This is a genomic window from Deinococcota bacterium (genome assembly GCA_030858465.1).
GTDB lineage: Bacteria > Deinococcota > Deinococci > Deinococcales > Trueperaceae > JALZLY01.
This window is the reverse complement of the sequence record JALZLY010000274.1, coordinates 1-22298: the sequence shown is the minus strand read 5'-3', so window position 1 is coordinate 22298 and position 22298 is coordinate 1. Positions and strand designations below refer to the sequence as shown.

Here is a 22298-nt window from a genome sequence, read left to right as displayed (position 1 = left end):
GCCGCTCTTGTGGATGGCCGTGACCTCGCTCATGACGCTCGGCGAGACCCTCCAGCGCCAGCTCCTGCCGAGTACGCCGCAGTGGGGCAACTACGCCGAAGCTTGGCAAGGCGCCAATTTTCAGCGCTACTTCGTCAACACCGTGATAATCACGACCGTCACCATCGCGGGGCTGCTCGTCACCTCGGTCCTGGCGGGCTACGCCTTTGCGCGCATTCGGTTCTTCGGCCGCAACGTCCTCTTCACCCTGCTGCTGACCACCCTGATGATCCCCGAGGCGGTCACCCTGATTCCCAACTTCCTGATCATCCGCGGCGACGTGATCCCCTGGGGCTCCTGGGTCAATACCCTCCAGGCGCTCACGGTTCCCTTCATGGCCAGCGCCTTTATGATCTTTCTGCTCAGACAGTTTTTCGCGCGCATCCCCTGGGACCTCTGGGACGCCGCCCGCATCGACGGCTCGGGCCACCTCCGCTTTCTCCTCCAGATCGTCGTGCCGATGAGCACCGCGCCGATCATGACCGTGGCGCTGCTCGCCTTCATCTCCTCGTGGAACGCCTTCATGTGGCCGCTCATCGTCACCTCGACCGACACCTGGCGGCCGCTGATGGTCGGCCTCTACCGCTTCAACTCCGAGGCCGGCCCGCAGACGCATCTGATCATGGCCGGCTCGCTGATCACCATCCTCCCGGTCCTGGTGGTCTACTTTCTGACCCAAAAGCAGTTCACCGACGCCTTTGCCTCCTCGGGCCTCAAGGGGTAAGATAGCGAGGCCCGCGAAGCTGATACCCCCATGACCTCAGCCCGATATCGTTCGGGAACGAAAGGAGAAAAGATGAACGCATCAAGAATGGCACGTGCGCTGCTGGGCCTCGGCCTGGTCCTAGCTCTAGCCGCGGCGACCGCGCAAGCGGACCCCTGGACCGAGGTAGACCCCAGCGGTCAGACGGTGGCCTTCTGGCACAACCATACCGGTCCCCGCGAAGAGGTCCTCACCGGCATCATCAACGCCTTCAACGAGGAAAACGAGCACGGCATCACCGTAGACGCCCAGTACCAGGGCAACTACCCGGAGATCTTCAACCAGATGCTGGTGCGCTTGGGCACGCCCGACGTGCCCGACCTGGTGGTGGCCTACCAGAACCAGGCCGCCACCTACCAGCTCGCCGACGGCCTCATCGACATGGCCTCGCTCGTCGAGAGTCCCGAGTGGGGGCTGACGGAAGAGGAGATCGCCGACTTCTTCCCCGGCTTCTGGCAGCAGGACATCTTCCCGACCTTTGGCGGCGCCCGCTTGGGCTTTCCCCCCAACCGCTCGGTCGACGTGCTCTACTACAACCTCGACTGGTTGGAAGAACTCGGCTTTGATAGCCCGCCCGAGACCGTAGAGCAGTTCCGCGAGATGGCCTGCGCCGCCGCCAGGGCGCCCTTTAGCCGCAACACGACGGGCGTCAGCCAGGGCTACCAGCTCGACACCGGCGCCAGCAACTTCGCCTCCTGGGTCTTCGCCTTCGGCGGCAACGTCTACGACTACGAGAGCAACCGCTACTCCTACGACGACCCCGCGGCCATCGAAGCGATGACCTTCTTGCAGGACATGGTCGAAGAGGGCTGCGTCAGCCCCGTCGCGGAGCAGTATGGCGACCAGACCGACTTCGGCGCGGGCACGCTGATGTTCACGGTGGGCTCGTCGTCGGGCCTGCCCTTCTACGAAGAGGCGGTCGCGGCGGGCACCGGCCACGACTGGAGCGTCGCCACCGTGCCGCACACCACCCCGGAGCCGGTCACCAACATCCAGGGCGCCAGCGTCAGCATGCCCGACACCGGCAGCCCGGAAAGGCAACTGGCCACCTGGGTCTTCCTGAAGTACTACACCTCGCCCGAGGTCCAGGCCGAGTGGGCGACCGCCTCGAACTACTTCCCGGTGCGCCGGAGCTCGGCCGCGGCCGCGGCCGACTACCTCGAGCAGAACCCCACCTACGCCGCCGCCTTCGAGCTGCTCCAGTACGGCATCTCGGAGCCGCCCGTGCCCGGTTATGACTTCGTGCGCGGCCGCGTTTCGGAGGCGGTGGCGCGGATTATCGGCGGCGCCGACGTGACGAGCACCCTGGAGGCCCTCAACGCAGAGGCCAACGACATCCTAGACGAGCAGCTCGAGGAGTTGGCGGGCCAGTAAGACTCTCGAGCACTAAGACCTTGAGCACTAAGACTCTCGAGCAAAAGCCGAGGGGCGGGCAAACCACCCGCTCCTCTTTTTTTGTGCCAGCGCAGCTACTCGAGCCTCTCTGTCCATCATGGGCCTGAGCACCTCGGGCAGCGTCACCGTGCCGTCTTCGTTCCGGTAGTGCTCGAGCAACCATACCAAAGGCACTCCCTGGCGCTCGATGCCACTAATGCGCTACACTCCTCACATGGCGGTGCGCTTCTACATCGACGCCGACACAGGCCTGCCCCACATCCTGCGGCATAATGTGGACGAAGATGAGGTTGAAGCCGTCTTGAAAAGTCCTGTTGAGGATTATGCGGGCAAGGAAGGCGCACGGGTTTCCGTGGGCCAAACCGAGAGCGGTCGCTACCTCAAAGTCATCTATGTGCCCGAGCCACAGGGAATGTTCGTCATCACGGCATACGAGCTGAAGGGAAAACCCCTGGCGGCATTCCGCCGGCGCCAAAAAGGGAGAAGAGCATGAAGACAGCAAAACCGCCTGAAGGCTGGGACGAGGCCAGGGTACGCCGTGTGCTCGAGCACTACGAGAACCAAAGCGAAGAGGAGGCGGCGCTCGAAGACGAGGCCGCCTTTGCGAGCGGCGAGCAGTCTGTAGTTACCGTGCCCGTCGAGTTGCTCCCAAGAGTCAGGGAGATGATAGCGGAATACGGGCAGCGGGTAAAGGCTTAGCTCGAGGGGCAGGGGCGCCACCACCAGCCCAGGTGAAGCCTGCCGGCTCGGCGCTCGAAAGCGATGGTTTCGAGTCCTAGGTCAGCCTGTCGCTGCCAAGGTAGGGCCTGAGCACCTCAGGCACCGTCACGCTGCCGTCTTCGTTCTGGTAGTGCTCGAGCAGCGCCGCTATGAGCCTCACCATGCCGAAGGCGCTGCCGTTCAGGGTGTGGACGAGTTCGGGCTTGCCCTTGCCCTGGACGCCGCCGTCACGAAAGCGCGCCTGTAAGCGCCGGGCCTGGAAGGTCTCGAAGTTGCTGACGCTCGAAACCTCGAGCCACCTCTCCTGCCCGGCGCTCCAGACCTCGAGGTCGTAGGTCTTGGCGCCGGCAAAGGTCATGTCGCCCGTGCAGAGCAGCAGCCGCCGGTAAGGCAGGCCGAGCCTCTCCAGCAGGCTCTCCGAGAGTTCGGTCATCTCCTCCAAGGCCTCGTAGCTCTTGCCCGGATGGGTGAGCTGCACCATCTCCACCTTGTCGAACTGGTGAACGCGGTTGACGCCGCGCACGTGCGCGCCGTAGGAGCCGGCCTCACGGCGGAAGCAAGGGCTGTAGGCCGTGTACTTGAGCGGCAGTTGGGCTCCGTCGAGAATGTCGCCCCGGTGCAAGTTCGTCACCGGAACTTCCGAGGTCGGGATGAGATAGAAGCCGTCCGTGACCCCGTACATCTGGCCCTCTTTGTCGGGGAGCTGTCCCGTGCCGGTCGCGCTCGCGGCATTGACCAGAAGGGGTGGCGCCACCTCGAGGTAACCCTGATCCGCCAGCGTGTTGAGCGAGAACTGAATCAGCGAGCGCAGCAGGCGCGCGCCGCCGCCCTTGAACACCGGAAAGCCCGCCCCCGCAACCTTGACGCCCGCCTCCAGGTCGATCCAGCCGCGCGCCGCCGCCAGCTCCCAATGGGGCTTGGGCGTGAACGCAAAGCTGGGGCGCTCGCCGTGCTCGTGGACGACCACGTTGTCGTGTTCGCTCTCGCCGTAGGGCACCGACTCGTGGGGCAGGTTGGGCACCTCGAGCAGGAGCTCGTTCAGACGGCCCTCGAGCGAGCGGCTGCGCTCCTCCAAGCGCTTGACCTCGTCGCTCAGAACCCCCATCTCGCGGATGAGCGCCTCGGCGTCACCTCCCTGGCGCTTCAACAGGCCGATCTCCTTGCTGGCGCTGTTGCGCCTGGCCTGCTTGCTCTCCAAGTCACCGCGCAGCAGGCGGAACTCCTCGTCGAGGCTGAGAATGTCGGTGATGACCTTCCCCGCCTCGCCCAGGCCTTTGGCGCGCAGCGCTCTGCGCACGGTCTGCTCGTGGTCGCGGATGGTTTTGACGTCCAGCATAGAGGCTAGACTACCTGAAAACGCGCCCCGGCGGGAGCCCACCGGACTTCAGGGGACCGGATGCAGGGGACCGATTGCGAAGGGACCGGTTGCAAGGGGACCGGACGCAAGGGCACCTCAGGGCTCGAGCATCGCCACCGCGCCCTGCACGGCCTCTTGGAGCGTGGGGTGGATGTAGATGGCGTCGCCAATCAGGCGATAGGGCAGGCCGGCGTTGATGAGGTCCAGGTAGGAATGCACGAGTTCCGCGCCGCGGTAAGCGAGCACCGCCGCGCCCAGAACCTGCTTGGTCGCGCCGTTGACGACGAGCTTGATAAAGCCGCGCGTCTCGCGCAGTTCGCTGGCCCGGCGGCTCCTCGCCATGTCATAGACGACCACCTCGACCTTCTGCCCGGTGCGGCGGGCCTCGTACTCGGTCATGCCGACCCGGCCGAGTTCGGGATCGGTGAAGACCGCGTAGGGCACCACCTGCTCCGCCGTCCGCAGCGACGCGCGGGTGAGCCGCGCGGCGATCACCCGGTGATCGTCGTAGGCGCTGTGAGCGTAGGAGGGGCCGCTTCTGGCGTCTCCGGCTACCCACAGGCCGGGGACTTTCGCCTTGAGCGTCTCGTCCACCTCGATGAAGCCCTCCTCGTTGGGGGCCAGCCCGACGGTTTCCAAGCCGAGGTCGTCGGTGTTGAGCTTTCTTCCGGCGGCGACGAAGAGATGGCTGCCGCTAACCGTCTTCATCCGGCCGCGCTGCTCGTAGTGCAGCCGCACGCCGTCCTCGCGGCACTCGACGGCCGTCGCCTCGGCGCGGAGCTCGAAGCGCATGCCCTCGTCCTCGAGCAGGCGCTGCAAGGCCGCGGCCACGTCGGCGTCTTCCTTGGGCAGCACGTGGTCGCCGCGGTGCAAGACGGTGACCTGGGCGCCCAGCCGCCGGTAGAACTGGCCCATCTCGAGCCCCACGAAGCCGCCGCCGACCATGACGAGGTGCTCGGGCAGGCTGCGCAGCCCCAGCCAGTTGCCCGCGTGGACGTAAGGAACGGTGCCTAGGCCCTCGAGCGGGGGAAGGCTACTGCGGCTGCCGGTATCGATCACCACCTGGTCCGCCCTGAGCCTGCGGCCATCGGCGCTCACCAGCAAGGCCCTGCCCCGCTTGCCCGTCAGCCGACCGTGGCCGCTCAGCAGGTCGACCCCGGGCAGCTCGCGAAGTCGCGCCATCTCCTCGTCGTACTGCTGCAAGGCACAGACCTCGGCCGCCTCGAGCACCGCTTCCAGATCCACCTCGACGGCAGGAATACGCAGCCCGAAAGCCTCCGCCCGCCGCGCCTGGTAGACGAGCCGCGCCGAAGCCTGGGCCGCCTTGGTCGGGGTGGGGCCAAAGTTGACATGGGAACCGCCGAGGCGCTTGCGCTCGACGACCGCGACGTGCATACCAGCGGCGGACAGCGCCGCCGCCAAAGGCACCGCCACCCGCCCTCCACCGATAATGATCACGTCGTAGTCGGTCACCGCCTCGGCCATGCGTTCTGAGCGCCTCCTCCTGATCCAGCAAGCTACTATCCTAAGGGCTCGGTCGTATCGGAACTCTGAAATCTTGAACCCAGATTCAAATCGTAGCAGCCGAGCAGGCAGCGCAGGCTGGGCCCTACAGCCGCTGGGCGCCTCTCGAGACGACCCTTGATCCTCTGCCGCAGGCTTGGTCGGCTAGCTGCGGTCGGCGCGGATGTCTCTTCGCTGGAGTCTTGCTGAACGCTGAGCGCTGACCATGAGCGCTGACGGCTCTTTGAGTGGCTAGCGCCCTCTAAGCCGTACCGACGACGCGGCGCGATGAGAGGCCGGATCGCCCGCCCTACGCGTTGACTTTGGTTTTTGTTAAGGATAGGATGCAGCCAACGGAGGGCTTAGTAGCGACCAGGACCGGGTATCGACGCGGTCCTGGTCGGCAATTCTGCCCGACCGTGAGGATAGGCCGAGGCTAGGGCCAGCGCGGGAGGCGCGAGATGACGGTTCTGTGGGCGAGGAGCAGCGGGTGAAAGGGTGGCCTCAAATCCTGGCCTCGCTGGGGCTGTTTGTCGCCTTCTTCTTGCCCTGGTTTGCCTTTGACGGCGTAGCCGTGCCCGGCTACCGCGCGGTCGGCCTCCCCAATGCGTTCCTGCCCTACCTGGCGCTGCCTGGCAGCCCGGTCTACTCGAGCTATCTCATCTACTTCGTGCCTGCGTTCGCGGCGCTGACCGCGCTGACGGCCCTGCTGGGGCGGCGCGACGCGCCCTTCGGCCTCGTCGCCGGGCTGTTGCCGTTGGTGCTGCTCGTCCTCTTGTGGGTTCAGCTCGGCAACAACCTCTTCGGCGTCATGGCCGCCGGCTTCGTCCTGGCGCTCGCAGCGGCGCCGCTGGTCTTGCTGGGCTCGGTGGGCGCGCTCAAGGTCGCTTACGGCATCGACTGGCTGACGACGCGGCTCGGTGGGCTCATGTACTGGGTGGCCTTGGCGATGGTGGCCATCGGCGCGAGCTACGTCGTCATGCGCTATGTGGGCCGCAGCGTCGGCGGGCAGGTGGCGGGCGCCAACTTTTTCCGCGAGCTGCAGATCTTTCTCTTCAACATGACCTTCCTCCTGGCCGCCGCCTTTGTGCTCAAGGAGGACGCCCACGTGCGCGTGGACCTCATCTACTCGAACCTGAAGCCGCGCGCCAAGGCGGTCGTCGACATCGTCGGCGCCCTTTTTATGCTGACGCCCTTTTGCCTCTTGGGCCTCTACCTCAGCCACGCCTTCGTGATGCGCTCCTGGCAGGTGCTCGAGATCAGCCCCAACCCCGGCGGCCTGCCCCTCTACCCGGCCAAGACCCTCATCTTGGTGGGCTTCTTGCTCATCTTGCTGCAGGGCGTCAGCGAGACGATCAAGAATATCGCCTTCCTCGCCGGCAAGCTCGAGCGCCAAGAGGACGGTTTGGACCACACCTCCATCACCGAAAAGACGGAAGCGCTCTAGTGGAGTACCGATGACGGAGCTCCTGTGATGGCGTATCTGGGCCTGTGGATGTTCATGGGCGCCATCTTTCTGTTGATTCTGGGCTATCCCGTCGCCTTCAGCCTGGGCGGCACGGCGGTGCTCTTTACCCTGATCGGCAGCGACGCGTTGCCCATGCTCGGCCTCGAGCTGCCCTGGGACCCGGTCTTTCCCCTCGCCCGCATCGGCATCTTGCCCAACCGCATCTTCAACATCATGGAGAACTACACCCTGGTGGCGGTGCCTTTTTTTGTCTTCATGGGGGTGATGCTGGAAAAGTCGGGTTTGGCCGAGGAGCTCCTGGAGACGATGGGCATGCTCTTCGGCTCCTTACGCGGCGGCCTGGCGATCTCGGTGGTGGCCGTCGGCGCGCTGCTCGCCGCCTCGACGGGCGTGGTCGGCGCCTCGGTGGTCACGATGGGCGTCTTGGCCCTGCCGGTCATGCTCAAGTACAAGTACTCCAAGGGCCTGGCCACGGGGGTGATCGCCTCCTCGGGCACGCTGGGCCAGATCATCCCGCCGAGCATCGTCTTAGTCATCCTGGGCGATACCATCGGCGTCTCGGTGGGGGCGCTCTTTCTGGGCGCCTTCATCCCCGGCTTCATGCTGGCCGGCCTCTTCATGCTCTGGGTCGTCTTCGTCGCCGTCACCAGACCCGAGGAGGCGCCGGCGCTGCCGCCCGAGGCGCGCACCTTGCGGGGAAGCGCGCTGGCGCTCAAGGTATTGAAGGGCCTCATCCCCCCGGTAGGGCTCATGCTGATCGTCCTCGGCTCGATCTTTTTGGGTGTCGCCACGCCGACCGAGGCCGGGGCGATGGGCGCGGTCGGCGCCACGCTCTTGGCGCTCCTCAACCGCAGGCTCAACCTGCGAAACCTGCGGGACGTGCTCGACCAGACCGTCAAGCTGACCAGCATGGTGTTTATCATCTTGGTGGGCGCGACCGCCTTTGGCATGGTCTTCAGCGCCCTGCGCGGCCCGCAGGTGGTGGACGCCTTTTTGCTCACCCTGCCCGGCGGCGAGCTCGGCTTTATCTTTTTCACCATGCTGGTGATCTTCATCCTGGGCTTTTTCATCGACTTTATCGAGATCACCTTCATCGTAGTGCCGGTCATCGCGCCCATCGCCATCGGGAGCTTCGGTCTGGACCCCATTTGGTTCGCCGTGCTCATCGCCATGAACCTGCAGGCTTCGTTCATCACCCCGCCCTTCGGCTTCGCCCTCTTTTACTTGAAGGGCGTGGCGCCCAAAGGGGTGAAGACCACCGACATCTATAAGGGCATCGTGCCGTTTGTCTGCATTCAGCTCTTTGCTCTCTTGCTGCTCGTCCTCTTCCCGCAGATCGCCACCTGGCTGCCGTCACTGGCGCGCTAGGCCCTAGCCTGTAGGGGCGCAGCATGCTGCGCCCCTACTGCGCCCCTATAGGCCAGCTAGGACTGGGCCTGATCGACCTCGTAGATGAAGCGTGAGAAGGCGTACTCGCCGATGCGGTGAAACTCGCGCACGGAGGTCTTGAAGGCCCTCCAGTCCTCATAGATGCGGGCGTAGAGCGGGTCGGCCGCGATGTGCTCTTGGTGGAGCTCATCGGTCACGCGCCTCAGCTCGGTCATGATCTCGTCTGAGTAGGTGCGCGCCTGGGTACCGCCCGCGACCAAGCGCTCGAGCGCGGCGAAGTTGCGGGCGTCGTATTCCGCCAGGAGCTGCACGTTGGCCGCTTGCGAGGCCATGCGGATAGCGGCCTGGATGTCGGTGGGAAGGTCGTTCCACACGTCTAGGTTGATGTAGTTGCAGAGCGCCGCGCCGGGCTCTTGCCAGCCGGGGCCGTAGTAGAAGTCGGCGACGTTCTGGAAGCCGAGGATCTCGTCGTCGTGCGGGCCGGTGAACTCGGCCGCGTCGATGCGGCCCGTCTCCAGGGCCAGATAGATCTCGCCGCCGGGAAGGTTCTCGACGGTGGCCCCGGCGCGCGCCATTACCTGGCCGCCCAGGGCGGGCGTCCTGATGGTGAGGCCGCGCAGGTCCTGGACGGTGTTGATTTCACGGCGGAACCAGCCGCCCATCTGCGTGCCGGTGTTGCCCGAGGCAAAGGCGATAAGGTTGTCGGGCTCGTTGAGCTCGTTCCAGAGTTCCTGGCCGTTGCCGTCGTAGAGCCAGGCGTTATGCTGCTGGGCGTTCATGCCAAAGGGCATGGCGGTAAAGAAGCCGTGGGCCTGGCGCCGGGTGATGTAGTAGTAGGGCGCGGTATTGCCCATCGCGAAGGCACCGCTCGACACCGCGTCGTAGACCTCGAATCCGCCCACTTGCGCGCCCGCCGGAAATACCTCGATGTCGAGGTCGCCTTCCGTCATCTCCCTGAGGAGATCGGCGGTCGCGGTGGCCCTGCCGTAGAGGGTATCGAGCGACGTGGGCCAGGACGTCACCATCTCGAAGCGAAACCGGCGGTCGCGGTTTTGCGCGAACACCCGCGGCGAGAGCGTGGCGCTGGCCGCCGCGGCCAAACCGGCCTTTTTAAGGAAATCACGACGTTTCATTCCCATCCTCCCAACGTGGTTTTAGAACCATCGTCAGTATAAGGCGTGTCCGCACAGGTTTACAAGGGAGCGGCGCCCGCTCCTGAAGCCGACGGGGTCTTTGCAGTAGCGCGGCAAGCGATCAGACTCGAGGCCGAGAGCTAAAGGCTCAGCTCTACAGGCTAAGCGCTAAAGGCTCTGTAAGAATTCGGTGCCGTGGGTGCGTTATCTTGGGCCGATTGCACTTCTGGTGGCTCAGATACCTGGTGTCTCAGATACTTGGTGTCTCAGATATCTGGTGTCTCAGATAAAGGTGTAGACGGAGCGGGCACTGGCCCGGCCCACAAAGGAGAGAGCTATGCGCGGACTACTTCGTATTTTCCTGGCTGGCTGGGGTGCCCGGAGGCTCGGCGGCGGCTGCGGCTGCCTCGGGGTGATCGTCGTCTTTATCATCCTCTACTTCCTGCTGCGAGGCGTGGGCATCTAGCGCCCCGGGTAGCGACCCGTGGGCTTGGGTTTCACGACGCACTCGAGAAAATACGCGTGCACGCGGTCGTCACCGCTCAGCTCGGGATGGAAGACCGTCGCCATGAGCCGCTCTCCCGCCACCATGACGGCGTCGCCCTGATAAGACGCCAGCACCCGCAGTTCCGGGCCGCTGTGGACGATGCGCGGCGCTCGGATGAAGAGGGCGCGAAAAGGGCCGTCCAAACCCGCCACCTCGAGCTCGGTCTCGAACGAGGCCCGTTGCCGCCCGTAGGCGTTGCGCGCCACCCCGATATCCATGAGCCCGAGCCGCGGCTGCTCGGGAAAGCCCTCGATGTCCCTGGCAACGGCAATCGCGCCCGCGCAGGTGCCCCAGATCGCGCCGCCGCCCCTGTAAAAGGCCTTCAGGGCCTCCTCGAGGTCGTAGGCCCTGAGCAGCTTGGCCATCGTGGTCGACTCGCCGCCGGGGATGACCAGGCCCTGCAAGCCCTCGAGCTGCCCGGGCAGCCGGACCTCGACGACCTCCGCGCCCAGCCTCTGAAGGGCCTGCCTGTGCTCCCGAAAGGCGCCTTGCAGCGCCAGGACACCGATCCTCATGAGCCGCATCTTATCGCGGCCGGCTGCGGCGAGGCGTCGGTCGCGCATCCAAACCTGCTCCTGCGAGGGTGGTGACCCTCAGGAGGCGACGCCGGCGTGGGCAGTTCTCACGGCCCTCAAGATGGCGGCGGCCACGACCTCCTGAACGGCGATCGACAGCAGCATGAGCGGGGCCGCCGCGCCGCGCCCCGTGCTGAGGACGAAGCTGGTGTCGCCGTCGCCTACGGTGTGGGATGGGCGCGTCACCCGGGCGATGCCGGCGTGGGCGCTGCTGGCGAGCGCCTTGCACTGCGCCTTGCTGAGGGGCGCGTCCGTAGCGATGGCGAGCAGCGTGGTGTTGCCGATGGGGATGACGCTGCCGGTCATGTTGCCGGTCATGCTGCCGCCCTTGGGCCTCGAGCCGTCCGGGCCGGCCGCGCCCGCGACGACCTCACCCTCGAGATCGACGATGTCTCCGGCCGGGTTGACCACGGCCAACGCGGCCAGGGTGGCGCCCCCCACCTCCACAGCAGAACTGCCGAGGCCGCTCGGCTGCGCGTACTCGAAGCCGAAGAGCTTGCCGCAGCTCGCGCCCGCGCCCGCGCCCAAGCGGCCGCTGGCGACCGGTTCCGCCGTGGCCTGCCGGGCGGCGTAGTAGCCCGCGGCCTCATCCGGCCGAACGCGCGCCGAGCCCATGTTGAGGTCGTAGATGACCGCCGCGGGCACGATGGGCACCCGGCCGTAAGCTGTCTCGAAGCCGACGCCTCTTTCCTCGAGGTAACGCATCACGCCCGTCGCCGCGGCGAGGCCAAAGGCGCTGCCGCCCGAGAACACCAGGGCGTGAATTCGCTCGACGGTCTTCTCGGGCTCGAGCAAGGCCGTCTCGCGCCCGCCCGGCGCCGCGCCGCGCACGTCACCAGAGGCGACGCAGCCCTCTTCCGGGCAGAGGATAACCGTGCAGCCCGTCTGCGCCGCGCTGTCGGTCCAGTGGCCGACCTCAAGCCCCTCTATCGCGGTCAGGCTGGGGTTGGTTGGCATAAGAAAGAGTTGGAAGGTTGGAAGGTTGGAAGGTTGCAACCTTCCAGCGCGAAGCTCATTGGTAGCGGTCGATCTCGCCGGGGTCGATCTGCCGCCACTCGACATGGCTGCGGTCGGTCTCGGCGGTGGCGCGCCGACCCGTCGTCCGGTCCACGGGGATGCTGATGCCTTGAGGCGTCCGGGCGAGGAGCGAGGCGCTGGTGTTGGGCCCGGTGCCGCTCACGAAGGCCACGCGCGCCGAGTTGGCGTCCGCGGCGAGCCCGGTCTCGCGGTTGATGGCGTAGAACTCGATCCCCTCGGGCACCGCGAACTCCCTGGGGGGCACGCCGCGCAAGGCGTGCTCGGCGAACTGCCGCCAGATGACGGCAGGCTCCAGGGAACTGGTCACGCGGCTGCCGTCGGCGCGCACCAGCGGGGTGTCGTCGTCCCGGCCGATCCACACCGCCGCGGTCATGCCCGGCGTTATGCCTACAAACCAGAGGTCGCGATCGCGCTGGCTGGTGCCGGTCTTGCCGGCCACCCAGCGGTCCTCGATGGCCGCCCGCGCGCCGATGCCCTCGGTCACGGTGGCGTGCAGCATATCGAGCATGACGTAGGCGGTCTGCTCGCTCCAGACGCGGGTCTCACGCCGCGGCGCGCGCCACAGCACGTTGCCGTCGGCGTCCTCGATGCGCGAGATGAGCTGGGGCTCGACCCACACGCCGCCGTTGGCAAAGGCGCCAAAGGCGCTGGCGTGCTGGAGCGGCGTGACCTCGAAGACCCCCAAGGCCATCGAAGGATAGGGACGGATGTTGGCGCCGTAGCCGAGCTCCTGGGCGCGCATCAAGACGGCCTCGGGCGTCACCGCCATGATCAGCTTGGCGACCGGGATGTTGTAGGACTGGTTCAGGTGCTCGCGGAGCGTCTGCATGCCGTAGAAGCGCTCGTAGTAGTTCTGCGGCTGCCAGTCCGGCTGGTCGCGCACGGGGATGGTGATGGGCTCGTCGACCAGGACCGAGGCCTGGGTGTAGCCCGCGGTCTCGATGGCCGTCGCGTAGACGATGGGCTTGAACGAGCTGCCGGGCTGCCGGTACGAGCCGGTGGCGCGGTTGAGCGTCTCGCCGGCACTGCGGCCCGGCACCAGCTTCTCGCCGACCATGGCCAGGATCTCGCCCGTCTCGGGCTCGAGCCCGACGATGGCGAGCTGCGCGCCCGGCGGCACCTCGGCGTTCAAGGAGGCGCGGTTGGCCGCCTCCTGGGCCTGCACGTCGATGGTGGTGTAGACCCTGAGGCCGCCCGAACCGAAGATCACGCTGTTGCCGAAGCGCTGGGAAAGCTCGTTGCGGACCACATAGGACACGTGCGGCGCCAGGTCCGAGCTGACGCTCGTGGCGACGCGGATGCGCTCGTCGGTGCGCTCGGGCTCACCCACGACGTTGCCCTCTTCGTCGTACTGGACGCGCCAGCCCCTGGGCTGGAGGTCGTAGCGCCAGGCGCGCTCGGCCGCCGCGGCGCTCACGTAGCCGCGCGCCACCATGTTGTCGAGCACTCCTCGCATGGCCCGCCGCGTCGCCGCGAAGTTGTTGTAGGTGATGCTGGGCGCCGGCAGGAGGCGCGCCAGGTAGAGCCCCTCGGCCAAGTTGAGCTCGCTCGGATGCTTGTCGAAGTAGGCCTTGGCCGCCGAGTGGACGCCGTGCAGGTTGAAGCCCCAGGGCACCTCGTTTATGTAACGCTGCATGATCTCGGCCTTGGTGTAGCGGCGCTCGAGCTCGATGGCCACCATCAGCTCCTTGACCTTGCGCTCCAGGGTGCGCTCGGTGGCGATGTCGCTGAAAAAGACGTTCTTGGCGAGCTGGATGGTGAGGCCCGAGCCGCCGCGCCCGCCCTGGCCGGTGAGCTCCAGGTAACTCGCGTAGAGAATCGCCCTGGGGTCGAAGCCGTAGTGGCGGTAAAAGGAGTCGTCTTCGGAGGCCTGAATGGCCGCGATGACGGCGGGCGACACCTCGTCCAAGCCGACCGGAATGCGGTCGGTGTTGGCGCCGTCGCGGCCCAAGGGCACGATCTCGCCGATGAGCTGGCCGTCGCGCGCGAAGATCTGCGAGGTCGAGGTGAACTCGAGCTCGTCCAAGGCGCTCAGATCGGGCAACTCCTGCGACCACTTGAAGGCCGAGGCCATGATCAAACTGCCCACCGACAAGACGACGCTGATAAAGACCAGAAAGACACCCTGGAGAATCTTCACGCTGAACCCTTCACCCTAAATCCTTCACCCTAAATCCTTCACAGAGAAACTATACCGCAGAATACGGAAGGACCCAGGGAACAGCTTTACCAGCCCCTCGAGGCCAGCAGCTCTTCTCGAGGCAGCGTGTCCAGGTTGATGCCCACCATCGGCTCGCCCAGATTGCGCGACACCTCCGCTAAGATGTCGGGGTTGCCATAGTGGGTGACCGCCTTGACGATGGCCTGGGCGCGCTTGGCGGGGTCGCCCGACTTGAAGATGCCCGAGCCGACGAAGACGCCGTCGAGGCCGAGCTGCATCATCAGGGCGGCATCGGCGGGAGTGGCTACGCCGCCGGCGGCGAAGTTCACCACCGGCAGCTTGCCGTGCTCGTGGACGTAGAGCACGAGTTCGTAGGGCGCCCCCAGGTCGCGCGCGGCCGTCATCAGCTCGTCGCGAGGCCTCGCCTGGAGGGCGCGGATACCGCCTAAGACGGTGCGCGCGTGACGCACCGCCTCGACGATGTTGCCGGTGCCCGCTTCGCCCTTGGTGCGGATCATGCTGGCGCCCTCGCCGATGCGCCTGAGCGCCTCGCCGAGGTCTCTCGCGCCGCAGACAAAGGGCACGGTAAAGGCGTGCTTGTCGATGTGATACTGCTCGTCGGCGGGCGTCAGGACCTCGGACTCGTCGACGAAGTCCACCCCTAGCGCCTGGAGGATCTGCGCCTCGACGAAGTGGCCGATGCGAGCCTTGGCCATGACCGGAATCGACACCGCGCCGATGATGCCCTCGACCATGTCCGGGTCGGACATGCGCGAGACACCGCCCTGGGCGCGGATGTCGGCGGGAACCCGCTCTAAGGCCATCACCGCGGTCGCCCCGGCGTCCTCGGCGAGCCTCGCCTGCTCGGGGTTGACCACATCCATGATGACGCCGCCCTTGAACATCTCGGCGAAGCCGGTCTTGACCCGCAAACTGCCTGTGACTTTTCCGTTGTCGCTCATCTTCGTCCTCCCGCGCTAGCCTCTTGAAATTTAGCCTCTTGTATTTAGCCTCTTGAAATAACGCCTGGTGAATGCCGGCCACCGTGAGCCCTGTAACCTTGTATGAGCCCTGTAACCTTGTAACAGTCTATTCTGCCCTATTCGCAAGAGCAGGTCGGCGCGGCGCGCAACAAAGCTCGAGAAGGTCTCAGCCGTTAGCCCGGCTGAAGGCCACGAAGGCCCGAAGCGTCGCCAAAGCCCTGCCCGACCCCAGGATGTCCTGCGCCTGGCTCACGCCGTCTCCTACCGACGCCGCCCTGTCGGCGAGGTAGAGACCCGCCCCGGCGTTCAGGGCGACGATGTCGCGCTTGGCTCCCGCTAGTTCACCGCCGAGCAGGGCGCGGATGGTGACGGCGTTCTCCTCGGGGGAGCCGCCACCCACCTCCCCCAGCGGCGACACCCTGAGCCCCACCTCCTCGGGATGCAGCGTATAGCTCGTCACCGAGCCGCCCTTGAGCTCGCTCACCCGGCTCTCGCCGCTCACGGTGAGCTCGTCGAGACCGCCCCCGTGGACGACGAGGGCGCGCTCGAGCCCGAGGCCCGCCAGGACCTGGGCGAGCGTATGAGTCAGGGCCGGGTTGTAGACGCCCATGAGCTGGCGGTTGGCGCCCGCGGGGTTGGTCAGCGGCCCCAGCGAGTTGAAGATGGTTCGCGCTTTGAGGTCGGCGCGCACCGGGCTGACGAACTTCATCGCCGGGTGGTGGGCGCGCGCGAAAAGGAAGGCCAGGCCGAGCTCCTCGATGCTCCGCGCCAGGCGCTCGGGGCTCTGCTCGAGCCTGACCCCGAGCGCCTCTAAGACGTCCGCCGCGCCCGAGCGCCGGGTGACCGCGCGGTTGCCGTGTTTGGCGACCTTGACGCCCGCCGCCGCTAAGACGAAGGTGACCGCGGTGGAGACGTTGAAGGTGTCGATGCCGGTGCCGCCCGTCCCGCAAGTATCCAGCAAGGGGCCGTCGGTATGCACGCGCACGCGCACCGCCCGCTCGCGCATCGCCTCGGCGAAGCCGACGATCTCCTCGACCGTCTCGCCCCTCGTCCGCACCGCCGCCAGCAGTGCCGCCGCCTGCATCTGGCTGAGCAGGCCGTCCATGAGGCTGCCCATCACCCTGTGGGCCTCGGCGCGCGACAGCGTCTTGCCCTCGAAGAGCTCGCCGAGCAGGGCGGACACGTCTACCGTGGAGGCGTCTTGGGAGGGGGAGGCGTCCTGGGAGGGGTCGGCTACGGAACTTTGGGTTTTATCGGGCATGGCGTCTCTCCTCCACCGCGCCTCTATAATAGGCGCGCTCGAAACGATAACGGGGATGCGAAATGTACGGGGCGACCGCGTCGCTAAAGAGCAGGCGCTTGAGGCCGAGCAGGGCGGGATGCACGCCGAGCATGACCCCGACCCCCAAGCTGGGATGCCGCTCGTAGATGCGCCACTGCGCCCGGCCCGCCGAAAAGGCTCGAGCCTCGAAGTCGCCTGTGAGCTGTCTTCCCAGGTGATAGACCACCGCGTCCTTGGCAAAATAAAAGCTCAAGCCGCGCGCGCGCAGCTCGAGCGCTAAGGCCGGGTCTTCGCCGCCGTAGCCCGAAAAGGTCTCGTCGTAGCCGCCCACCGCTCTAAAGGCCGCTCTGGGCAGGCTGGTGTTGGTGCCGGTGGCGTGAATCCAAAGGGCCCGGCCGCCCAGGTTGGGCTGGCCCTCGAAGGGCTCCTTGACCCCTCCCTCGCGGTAGCTCTCCGCCAAGCGGGTCGGGCCGATGACGACGGCGTCGGGGTGGCGCGCGTGGGCCTTTACGTGCTCCTCGAGCACCCGCTCGCTCAAGATGCAGTCGTCATCGCTGATGAGCAGAATGTCGCCTTCGGCCTCCCGCGCCGCCAGGTTGCGGCCCTTCGCGCTGCCCAGGTTCTCCTGCTGGTAGAGCACCTTGAGTCCAAAGGGCAGGTCGGCCGCCTCCAAGGCCCCCAGCGTACCGTCCACCCCACCGTTCACCAGCACGACGAGTTCGAAGCGCTCGGGCGCCAAGGTTTGCGCGCGCAAGGACTCGAGCTTGTTGAGGAGCAGCCCCAAGCGGTTGTGGGTCACGGTGATAACGCTTAGGTCCATGTCAGCATGATGCCGCGCGACGCCAGGTAGGGCTCGAGGGCATAGCTATGCTCGGCAAGCGCGTTGAGGGTGTCGTGGGTGACGGTGAGCGCGTGCTCGGCTTCGTCCGGCTCGAGATGCCCTTCACGCAGGGCGGCCAGATACTCGTCGGTGTCCAGCACTGTAGCCTTGCAGCCTTCATAGACAATGACATCGAGGTAAAGATCGCGCACAACCCAGCGGCTATCTTGTTCAACTACGCGCACGATATCCAAATAGTAATCATAATCGCAGGAAATTCCGTTTCGCCAGTCGAATCTAACAATTTGCAGGTGCAACTCGGGCAGCACATGGGCCTGCATCATGCGCCAACTGCCTTGGTCCGAATAAATCCGAAAGTAGAGACCGTGGGGCGTCAGCGTATACGCGTCAACCGGATAAATGTTCTCTTCGCTGGAGGAGACTCGCATGCGGCGTTTGCCAGCGAGGTCGTGATAGGAAATCGTGACTGAGTGCATAAGGGCCTTCCTACAGGCTTCACAAGCGGTTCGGCAACTCAAGGCTTATACGCGCTGCACCATCTCCTCCACCGTCACGCCGATGTCCTGAGCGATGCCAAGCAGGATAGGCGAGATATCGCGTCCCTTGTGGACCGGCACCGTGGTGCCCCGTCCAAGATGCCTGAATTGCACGTGTGAACCCCGTTGCCTGACCTCGGCAAAGCCGAGGTCTCTCAAGACGCGCACGACCTCGCGCGGCTTGAGGACGGGGACTTTGCTCACGCCTCGGCAAGCTGAAGCTGCTCGACGCCGACGAACTCGCTCTGCCAGGTAAGGGGGCCATCTTCCTTTAGCAGCTCGAGCACCTCTCTTAAGTTGAGGCGCAACTCCTCCAGGCTCTCAGCCTGCGAATGCGCTCCGGGGAGACCGGGAACATAACCCACATACAGTCCGGTACTGGGGTCTCTTTCGATAACGACCGCAAAGCGCGTCATGCTCCCATGCTAGCAGATGTCAAGAAAGTTCTTGAGCATGGCGTGGCCCGTCTCTGTGAGGATGCTCTCGGGGTGAAACTGCACGCCCCAGACGGGATAGTCGCTGTGCCGTAGACCCATGACGACGCGCTCGCCCGCCTCCAAAACCCAGGCATTGACCACAAGCGTCTCGGGCAGGTCGCGGACGATGAGCGAATGGTAGCGCGTGGCGGTGACCTTTTCGGGCAAACCCTGAAAGACGCCCGTGCCGTCGTGGCTCAGCTCGCTGGTCTTGCCGTGCATGATGACGGGCGCGCGGACCACCTTGGCGCCGTAGGCCGCGCCGATGCTCTGGTGGCCCAGGCAGACGCCCAGCAGGGGGATGTGCTCGCCGTAGCGCCTGATGACCTCGACCGACCGACCCGCCTCGGCGGGCGTGCAGGGGCCCGGCGAGACGACGATGCCGTCGGGCTTCAGCTCCGCCACGTCCCCCAACTCGAACTGGTCGTTGCGCCACACCACCACCTCCGCGCCCAGCTCGCCCAGATACTGCACGAGGTTGTAGGTAAAAGAATCGTAGTTGTCGACGACAAGAATCTTTGTCATAGGCGTCTTCTCAACACTCAGCACTCAGTCTTTTATTATTGTAGCCCTTCCGTCGCCATCTCCACCGCCTTCTGGACGGCGGCGAGCTTGTTCATCGACTCCTGGTACTCCGCTTCGGGGTCGGAGTCGGCGACCACGCCGCCGCCGGCCTGGAGATGGACCCGGCCGTTTGCGATCACCATGGTGCGGAGCGTCAGGGCCATGTCCATCGCGCCCGAAGCGCTCAGGTAGCCGAAGGCACCCGCGTAGGGGCCGCGGCGGACGGGCTCGAGCTCGTCGATGATTTGCATCGCCCGCACCTTGGGCGCGCCCGAGGCGGTGCCCATCGGCAGGGTGCTCGCCAGGGCGTCCAAGGGCGTCTTGCCGGGAGCGAGTTCGCCCGTCACCGAGGAGACGATGTGCATGACGTGGCTGTAGCGTTCGACGCGCATGAGCTCGGTCACCTTGACGGAGCCGCTCCTGCACACCCGGCCGAGGTCGTTGCGACCCAGGTCGACGAGCATGATGTGCTCGGCGCGCTCCTTGTCGTCGGCTAAGAGTTCCGCCGCCAGCCGCTCGTCCTCGTCTAGCGTGGCGCCGCGAGGCCGCGTCCCGGCGATGGGCCGCGTCTCGACCATGCGACCGTCGCTCTTGACCAGGCTCTCGGGCGAACTCGCCACCAAGGTCACCCCGCCGAGGTCCAAGTAGCCCAGGTAGGGGCTCGGGTTGATGACCCGGAGCGCCCGGTAGAGCGCCAAGGGATGCACGCCGAGCTCGGCCGTGAGGCGCTGGCTGGGCACGAGCTGAAAGGCGTCGCCGGCGCGGATGTAGGCGATGGCCTTGTCGACGGCGGCCTTGTACTGTTCGCGGCTGAAGTTGCTGGTAAACGCCACCCGGCGCCCGCTGCGGTCGCCCGGCACGCCCGGCAGGGGACCGCGCAGCCGGGTGTAGAGCGCCTCCACCACGCCGCGCGCTCGAGCCTGGTCGGCTTCGTCGCCGGCGTCCGACGCGACCACGATGAAGAGCCGCCGCTTGAGATGGTCGAAAATCACCAGCGCCTCGGGCTCGACGAAGAGCAGGTCGGGCACGCCCAGCTCGTCGGGGTTGGCGTCGGGCAGGGTCTCGTACTGGCGGACGATGTCGTAGCTCGCGTAGCCGACCGAGCCCGCCCAGAAGTCGGGCAGGGCGGGTTCCGGCACCACCTCGCGCAGGGTCATGTCCCAGAGCGCGCGCAAGGGGTCCTTGCTGCTAAAGGAGCGGCTGCCCTCGGGGCCGCTCTGGATGAGCGCGTCGCCGCGCGCCTCGAGCCGCCGCCTTTGGCCCGTGCCGATAAACGAGTAGCGGGCGACGCGCTCGCCCTGTATGGCGCTCTCGAGCAGAAACGAGGGCTGGCCCGCGACCTTGAGGTAGGCCGTGAGCGGCGTCTCGAGGTCGGCCAGAACTTCCTTGTAGACAGCTTGGATAGCCATAGCGGATCTCCTGAAGAGGGCTCGAGGTGCCGGCCTCAGCTCGGCGACGCCACCTTTCGCGCCGAACCTCTAGAAGCCCCGTTCATTTGGCGAGTTCCGCCTCGTCGAAGAGCATACCCATGGCGTGGTAGCCGTGGTCCACATAGATGACCTCGCCGGTGATGCCGCTGCCCAACTCGTCGGCGATGAGGCTTAGGGCCAGGCCGCCCACCTGCTCCTGGGTGATGCCGCGCTTCATCATCGAATAGCGGCCTCCCTTGGCGGCCATGTCACCGAAGCCGGGAATGGGGCGCGACGAAAGTGTGCGTAAGGGTCCGGCGCTGATGGCGTTGACGCGGACGTTCTGCGGGCCCATCTCGTAGGCGAGGTAGATGACGTTGGCCTCTAAAGCCGCCTTGGCAATGCCCATCAGCTTGTACTTGGGCACCACCCGCTGCCCCGCCAGGAAACTCATCGCCGTGATGCTGCCGCCCTCGGTCATGAGCGGGCGAGCGCGCCTGGTCATGGAGATCAGCGAGTAGGCCGACGCGTCCATAGCGATATTCCAATCCTCTTTTGATACCTCGTAAAACGGTCGGTCGAAGGTGTGGAGTGGAGCGTGCGCAACGGAATGAACGACGAAGTCGAGCTTGCCGAACTTTTCCTCGCAAACGGAGAAGATGGCGTCGAGATCGGTCTCTTTGGTTACATCACACTGCACCAGTATGGGGTCATGAAAGTCAGCGGTCAGGCTGCTAATGGTTTCCTTGAATTTATCATTCAAATAGTTGAATGCCATCTGAGCGCCGGCCTTATGAAGCCTTTCGGCAATCGCCCAGGCGACCGAGCGTTGATTACCGAGGCCGAAGATGAGTCCCTTTTTTTCTGACAAGTCGATGCTGTACATCCGCACTCCCTCGAGCTTCTGTCTGCCGCGCACGCGCGGCCAGCTTTCCCCCACCGGGAGAATGTGTAGGGACGATACCACGCCGAGCAGGCGCGGTCTACGCGCACGCGCCGAGCCGCTTTCGGAGTGGCGACGGGTTCGCCTAAATTTTCGCCTAAATCACAGCCCGAAATACAGCAGGAAGACTCTCGGATGACTCCGAAAACTCGAGCGGTCATAGCAGACCTCTACAGCGCAGCCGCGAACAGCGAAGCCGAACTTGTTCGTCGGTGCGGTGAGCCGGCCGAGGCCGAAGCAGCCGGACCTGGCCGCAGCCAGCTCGGTCCAGCCCGACCGTGGCTGCTCCTCTACCTGCTATCCGTTCCTCGATCAGGGCGCAGGTTTCATGCGGCTAGGCGACGCTCCGGGTCGGCAAGAACCGGCAGGAACAGGTCACGCAGCTAGACTGCCTCGTCCCGCCCGTGCACCTCGGCGGGCGGATAGGTGGCCTCGACGGCGGTAAAAGCCTCGAGGATCTCGTAGCTATGCTTGGCGCCCTTGGGCACCACCCAGGAGTCGCCGGGCTCGAGCTTGACCATCTGGCCCTCTAAGTGCAGTTCGGCCCGGCCCGCGATCACGTAGCCGACGGTCTCGTAGTCGCGGGCGGCCTCGGGCTTGGCTTCGCTGGGCTGCTCGTCCTCCCAGAGCCGCATCGAGACGTTCTTGCCGAGGGCGAGATACTTCTGGCCCATCTCGCCCTTGGGCGAGTGCTTCGAGCTTACTTTGATGATGGTGGTGTCGGACATGGTGACCTCCGCGTCCATCATCGCCGAGCCGGCCCAGCGTTAAAGTGCCGTAAGCAGCAAAGCGGCCGGCTGCAAGGTTCAGGCCCGGTCCTTGGCGTACTTCGCCCCCAGGTAGTCGAGCACCACCCGGTCCACCAGGCCGGGCTCGAGCATCCTCTCCTCCAAGTTCTCCACCCCGGCCAAGCCGCGCAGCGCCCGCTCGGCCTCGTCGCTCCAGCCCCTCGCGGGCCCGAGGTAGCCGCTCGCCTCGAGGACCCGCAACAGCCGCTCTTCCACCTCGCCCGCGATGTCGAGCCGGTTCTCTCCTTGCGGCCGCTCGAAGTAGAGGCGCTGCAAGCTCAGGAGGCGCTTCAGCTCGGGCACCGGGCTCTCGTGGTCGTCGACGCGCAGGTCGATGTAGCGGTCACTGAAGCCGCCGTAGCCGCCGGCCGCGCGGACCACCAAGATG

General features: G+C 65.9%; 23 protein-coding genes. 6 read left to right on the top strand and 17 right to left on the bottom strand.

The window, feature by feature from the left end; genetic code table 11:
* The 4 genes from M3498_13920 to M3498_13905 form a co-directional block, all read left to right on the top strand.
* Positions 1-763, top strand: a 763-nt coding sequence (locus M3498_13920) for a carbohydrate ABC transporter permease (protein MDQ3460375.1), incomplete at its 5' end; no start/stop codon positions are given.
* A 72-nt stretch (positions 764-835) separates the two neighbouring features.
* Positions 836-2176 (top strand): ABC transporter substrate-binding protein, encoded by a 1341-nt coding sequence (locus M3498_13915; protein MDQ3460374.1) that lies wholly within the window; start codon positions 836-838, stop codon positions 2174-2176.
* 235 nt (positions 2177-2411) lie between these two features.
* Complete coding sequence (locus tag M3498_13910) at positions 2412-2690, top strand: DUF4258 domain-containing protein (GenBank protein MDQ3460373.1); 279 nt, start codon at positions 2412-2414, stop codon at positions 2688-2690.
* Entirely contained in the window at positions 2687-2896 is a 210-nt protein-coding gene (locus M3498_13905; GenBank protein MDQ3460372.1) for a hypothetical protein, read from the top strand. The genes M3498_13910 and M3498_13905 overlap by 4 nt, the downstream gene beginning before the upstream one ends.
* A 76-nt stretch (positions 2897-2972) precedes the next feature.
* Here the strand turns inward: M3498_13905 and serS are convergent, their stop codons facing one another.
* Entirely contained in the window at positions 2973-4253 is a 1281-nt protein-coding gene (gene serS, locus M3498_13900) for a serine--tRNA ligase (protein MDQ3460371.1), read from the bottom strand.
* 117 nt (positions 4254-4370) lie between these two features.
* Positions 4371-5759 carry an FAD-dependent oxidoreductase gene (locus M3498_13895; protein MDQ3460370.1) on the bottom strand — a complete coding sequence of 463 codons (1389 nt, stop codon included), beginning with the start codon at positions 5757-5759 and terminating at the stop codon, positions 4371-4373.
* A 508-nt stretch (positions 5760-6267) separates the two neighbouring features.
* On the opposite strand from M3498_13895, the gene M3498_13890 reads away from it, so the two are divergent.
* Both M3498_13890 and M3498_13885 read left to right on the top strand, forming a co-directional pair.
* Positions 6268-7224: a TRAP transporter small permease subunit gene (locus M3498_13890; GenBank protein MDQ3460369.1), complete on the top strand. Its 957-nt coding sequence runs from the start codon at positions 6268-6270 to the stop codon at positions 7222-7224.
* Positions 7225-7251: 27 nt separating this feature from the next.
* Positions 7252-8613: a TRAP transporter large permease subunit gene (locus tag M3498_13885; GenBank protein ID MDQ3460368.1), complete on the top strand. Its 1362-nt coding sequence runs from the start codon at positions 7252-7254 to the stop codon at positions 8611-8613.
* A gap of 56 nt (positions 8614-8669) precedes the next feature.
* Here the strand turns inward: M3498_13885 and dctP are convergent, their stop codons facing one another.
* The 15 genes from dctP to M3498_13810 all read right to left on the bottom strand — a co-directional run.
* Complete coding sequence (dctP, locus tag M3498_13880) at positions 8670-9767, bottom strand: TRAP transporter substrate-binding protein DctP (protein MDQ3460367.1); 1098 nt, start codon at positions 9765-9767, stop codon at positions 8670-8672.
* A 462-nt stretch (positions 9768-10229) separates the two neighbouring features.
* Positions 10230-10877 (bottom strand): pyridoxal 5'-phosphate synthase glutaminase subunit PdxT, encoded by a 648-nt coding sequence (pdxT, locus tag M3498_13875; protein MDQ3460366.1) that lies wholly within the window; start codon positions 10875-10877, stop codon positions 10230-10232.
* A 30-nt stretch (positions 10878-10907) separates the two neighbouring features.
* Positions 10908-11846, bottom strand: a complete 939-nt coding sequence (locus M3498_13870; GenBank protein ID MDQ3460365.1) for a P1 family peptidase — start codon at positions 11844-11846, stop codon at positions 10908-10910.
* Between the two features lie 55 nt (positions 11847-11901).
* Positions 11902-14067, bottom strand: a complete 2166-nt coding sequence (locus tag M3498_13865) for a penicillin-binding protein (GenBank protein MDQ3460364.1) — start codon at positions 14065-14067, stop codon at positions 11902-11904.
* A gap of 86 nt (positions 14068-14153) precedes the next feature.
* Positions 14154-15050: a pyridoxal 5'-phosphate synthase lyase subunit PdxS gene (gene pdxS, locus M3498_13860; GenBank protein MDQ3460363.1), complete on the bottom strand. Its 897-nt coding sequence runs from the start codon at positions 15048-15050 to the stop codon at positions 14154-14156.
* Between the two features lie 187 nt (positions 15051-15237).
* On the bottom strand, positions 15238-16332 hold the full coding sequence (trpD, locus tag M3498_13855) for an anthranilate phosphoribosyltransferase (GenBank protein MDQ3460362.1): 1095 nt from the start codon (positions 16330-16332) through the stop codon (positions 15238-15240).
* Positions 16322-17173, bottom strand: a complete 852-nt coding sequence (locus tag M3498_13850) for a glycosyltransferase (protein ID MDQ3460361.1) — start codon at positions 17171-17173, stop codon at positions 16322-16324. The genes trpD and M3498_13850 overlap by 11 nt, the downstream gene beginning before the upstream one ends.
* Positions 17164-17670 carry a DUF402 domain-containing protein gene (locus M3498_13845; GenBank protein ID MDQ3460360.1) on the bottom strand — a complete coding sequence of 169 codons (507 nt, stop codon included), beginning with the start codon at positions 17668-17670 and terminating at the stop codon, positions 17164-17166. Before M3498_13845 ends, M3498_13850 begins: the two co-directional genes overlap by 10 nt.
* A gap of 45 nt (positions 17671-17715) precedes the next feature.
* Positions 17716-17934, bottom strand: a complete 219-nt coding sequence (locus M3498_13840) for a type II toxin-antitoxin system HicA family toxin (protein MDQ3460359.1) — start codon at positions 17932-17934, stop codon at positions 17716-17718.
* On the bottom strand, positions 17931-18146 hold the full coding sequence (locus M3498_13835) for a type II toxin-antitoxin system HicB family antitoxin (protein ID MDQ3460358.1): 216 nt from the start codon (positions 18144-18146) through the stop codon (positions 17931-17933). Before M3498_13835 ends, M3498_13840 begins: the two co-directional genes overlap by 4 nt.
* A 9-nt stretch (positions 18147-18155) precedes the next feature.
* Positions 18156-18731 (bottom strand): aminodeoxychorismate/anthranilate synthase component II, encoded by a 576-nt coding sequence (locus tag M3498_13830; protein MDQ3460357.1) that lies wholly within the window; start codon positions 18729-18731, stop codon positions 18156-18158.
* 35 nt (positions 18732-18766) lie between these two features.
* Positions 18767-20179 carry an anthranilate synthase component I gene (gene trpE, locus M3498_13825; protein ID MDQ3460356.1) on the bottom strand — a complete coding sequence of 471 codons (1413 nt, stop codon included), beginning with the start codon at positions 20177-20179 and terminating at the stop codon, positions 18767-18769.
* A gap of 82 nt (positions 20180-20261) precedes the next feature.
* Positions 20262-20957, bottom strand: a complete 696-nt coding sequence (locus tag M3498_13820) for an SDR family oxidoreductase (GenBank protein MDQ3460355.1) — start codon at positions 20955-20957, stop codon at positions 20262-20264.
* 548 nt (positions 20958-21505) lie between these two features.
* Positions 21506-21850: a cupin domain-containing protein gene (locus M3498_13815; protein ID MDQ3460354.1), complete on the bottom strand. Its 345-nt coding sequence runs from the start codon at positions 21848-21850 to the stop codon at positions 21506-21508.
* Between the two features lie 78 nt (positions 21851-21928).
* Positions 21929-22298: fimbrial assembly protein FimA (locus M3498_13810; GenBank protein ID MDQ3460353.1), on the bottom strand; the 370-nt coding region annotated here is incomplete at its 5' end.

Coding starts and splice junctions, on each gene's coding strand:
- M3498_13915 (MDQ3460374.1), top strand. CDS start 836: ATGAACGCATCAAGAATGGCACGTGCGCTGCTGGGCCTCGGCCTGGTC.
- M3498_13910 (MDQ3460373.1), top strand. CDS start 2,412: ATGGCGGTGCGCTTCTACATCGACGCCGACACAGGCCTGCCCCACATC.
- M3498_13905 (MDQ3460372.1), top strand. CDS start 2,687: ATGAAGACAGCAAAACCGCCTGAAGGCTGGGACGAGGCCAGGGTACGC.
- serS (MDQ3460371.1), bottom strand. CDS start 4,253: ATGCTGGACGTCAAAACCATCCGCGACCACGAGCAGACCGTGCGCAGA.
- M3498_13895 (MDQ3460370.1), bottom strand. CDS start 5,759: ATGGCCGAGGCGGTGACCGACTACGACGTGATCATTATCGGTGGAGGG.
- M3498_13885 (MDQ3460368.1), top strand. CDS start 7,252: ATGGCGTATCTGGGCCTGTGGATGTTCATGGGCGCCATCTTTCTGTTG.
- dctP (MDQ3460367.1), bottom strand. CDS start 9,767: ATGAAACGTCGTGATTTCCTTAAAAAGGCCGGTTTGGCCGCGGCGGCC.
- pdxT (MDQ3460366.1), bottom strand. CDS start 10,877: ATGCGCGACCGACGCCTCGCCGCAGCCGGCCGCGATAAGATGCGGCTC.
- M3498_13870 (MDQ3460365.1), bottom strand. CDS start 11,846: ATGCCAACCAACCCCAGCCTGACCGCGATAGAGGGGCTTGAGGTCGGC.
- pdxS (MDQ3460363.1), bottom strand. CDS start 15,050: ATGAGCGACAACGGAAAAGTCACAGGCAGTTTGCGGGTCAAGACCGGC.
- trpD (MDQ3460362.1), bottom strand. CDS start 16,332: ATGCCCGATAAAACCCAAAGTTCCGTAGCCGACCCCTCCCAGGACGCC.
- M3498_13850 (MDQ3460361.1), bottom strand. CDS start 17,173: ATGGACCTAAGCGTTATCACCGTGACCCACAACCGCTTGGGGCTGCTC.
- M3498_13845 (MDQ3460360.1), bottom strand. CDS start 17,670: ATGCACTCAGTCACGATTTCCTATCACGACCTCGCTGGCAAACGCCGC.
- M3498_13835 (MDQ3460358.1), bottom strand. CDS start 18,146: ATGACGCGCTTTGCGGTCGTTATCGAAAGAGACCCCAGTACCGGACTG.
- M3498_13830 (MDQ3460357.1), bottom strand. CDS start 18,731: ATGACAAAGATTCTTGTCGTCGACAACTACGATTCTTTTACCTACAAC.
- trpE (MDQ3460356.1), bottom strand. CDS start 20,179: ATGGCTATCCAAGCTGTCTACAAGGAAGTTCTGGCCGACCTCGAGACG.
- M3498_13820 (MDQ3460355.1), bottom strand. CDS start 20,957: ATGGCATTCAACTATTTGAATGATAAATTCAAGGAAACCATTAGCAGC.
- M3498_13815 (MDQ3460354.1), bottom strand. CDS start 21,850: ATGTCCGACACCACCATCATCAAAGTAAGCTCGAAGCACTCGCCCAAG.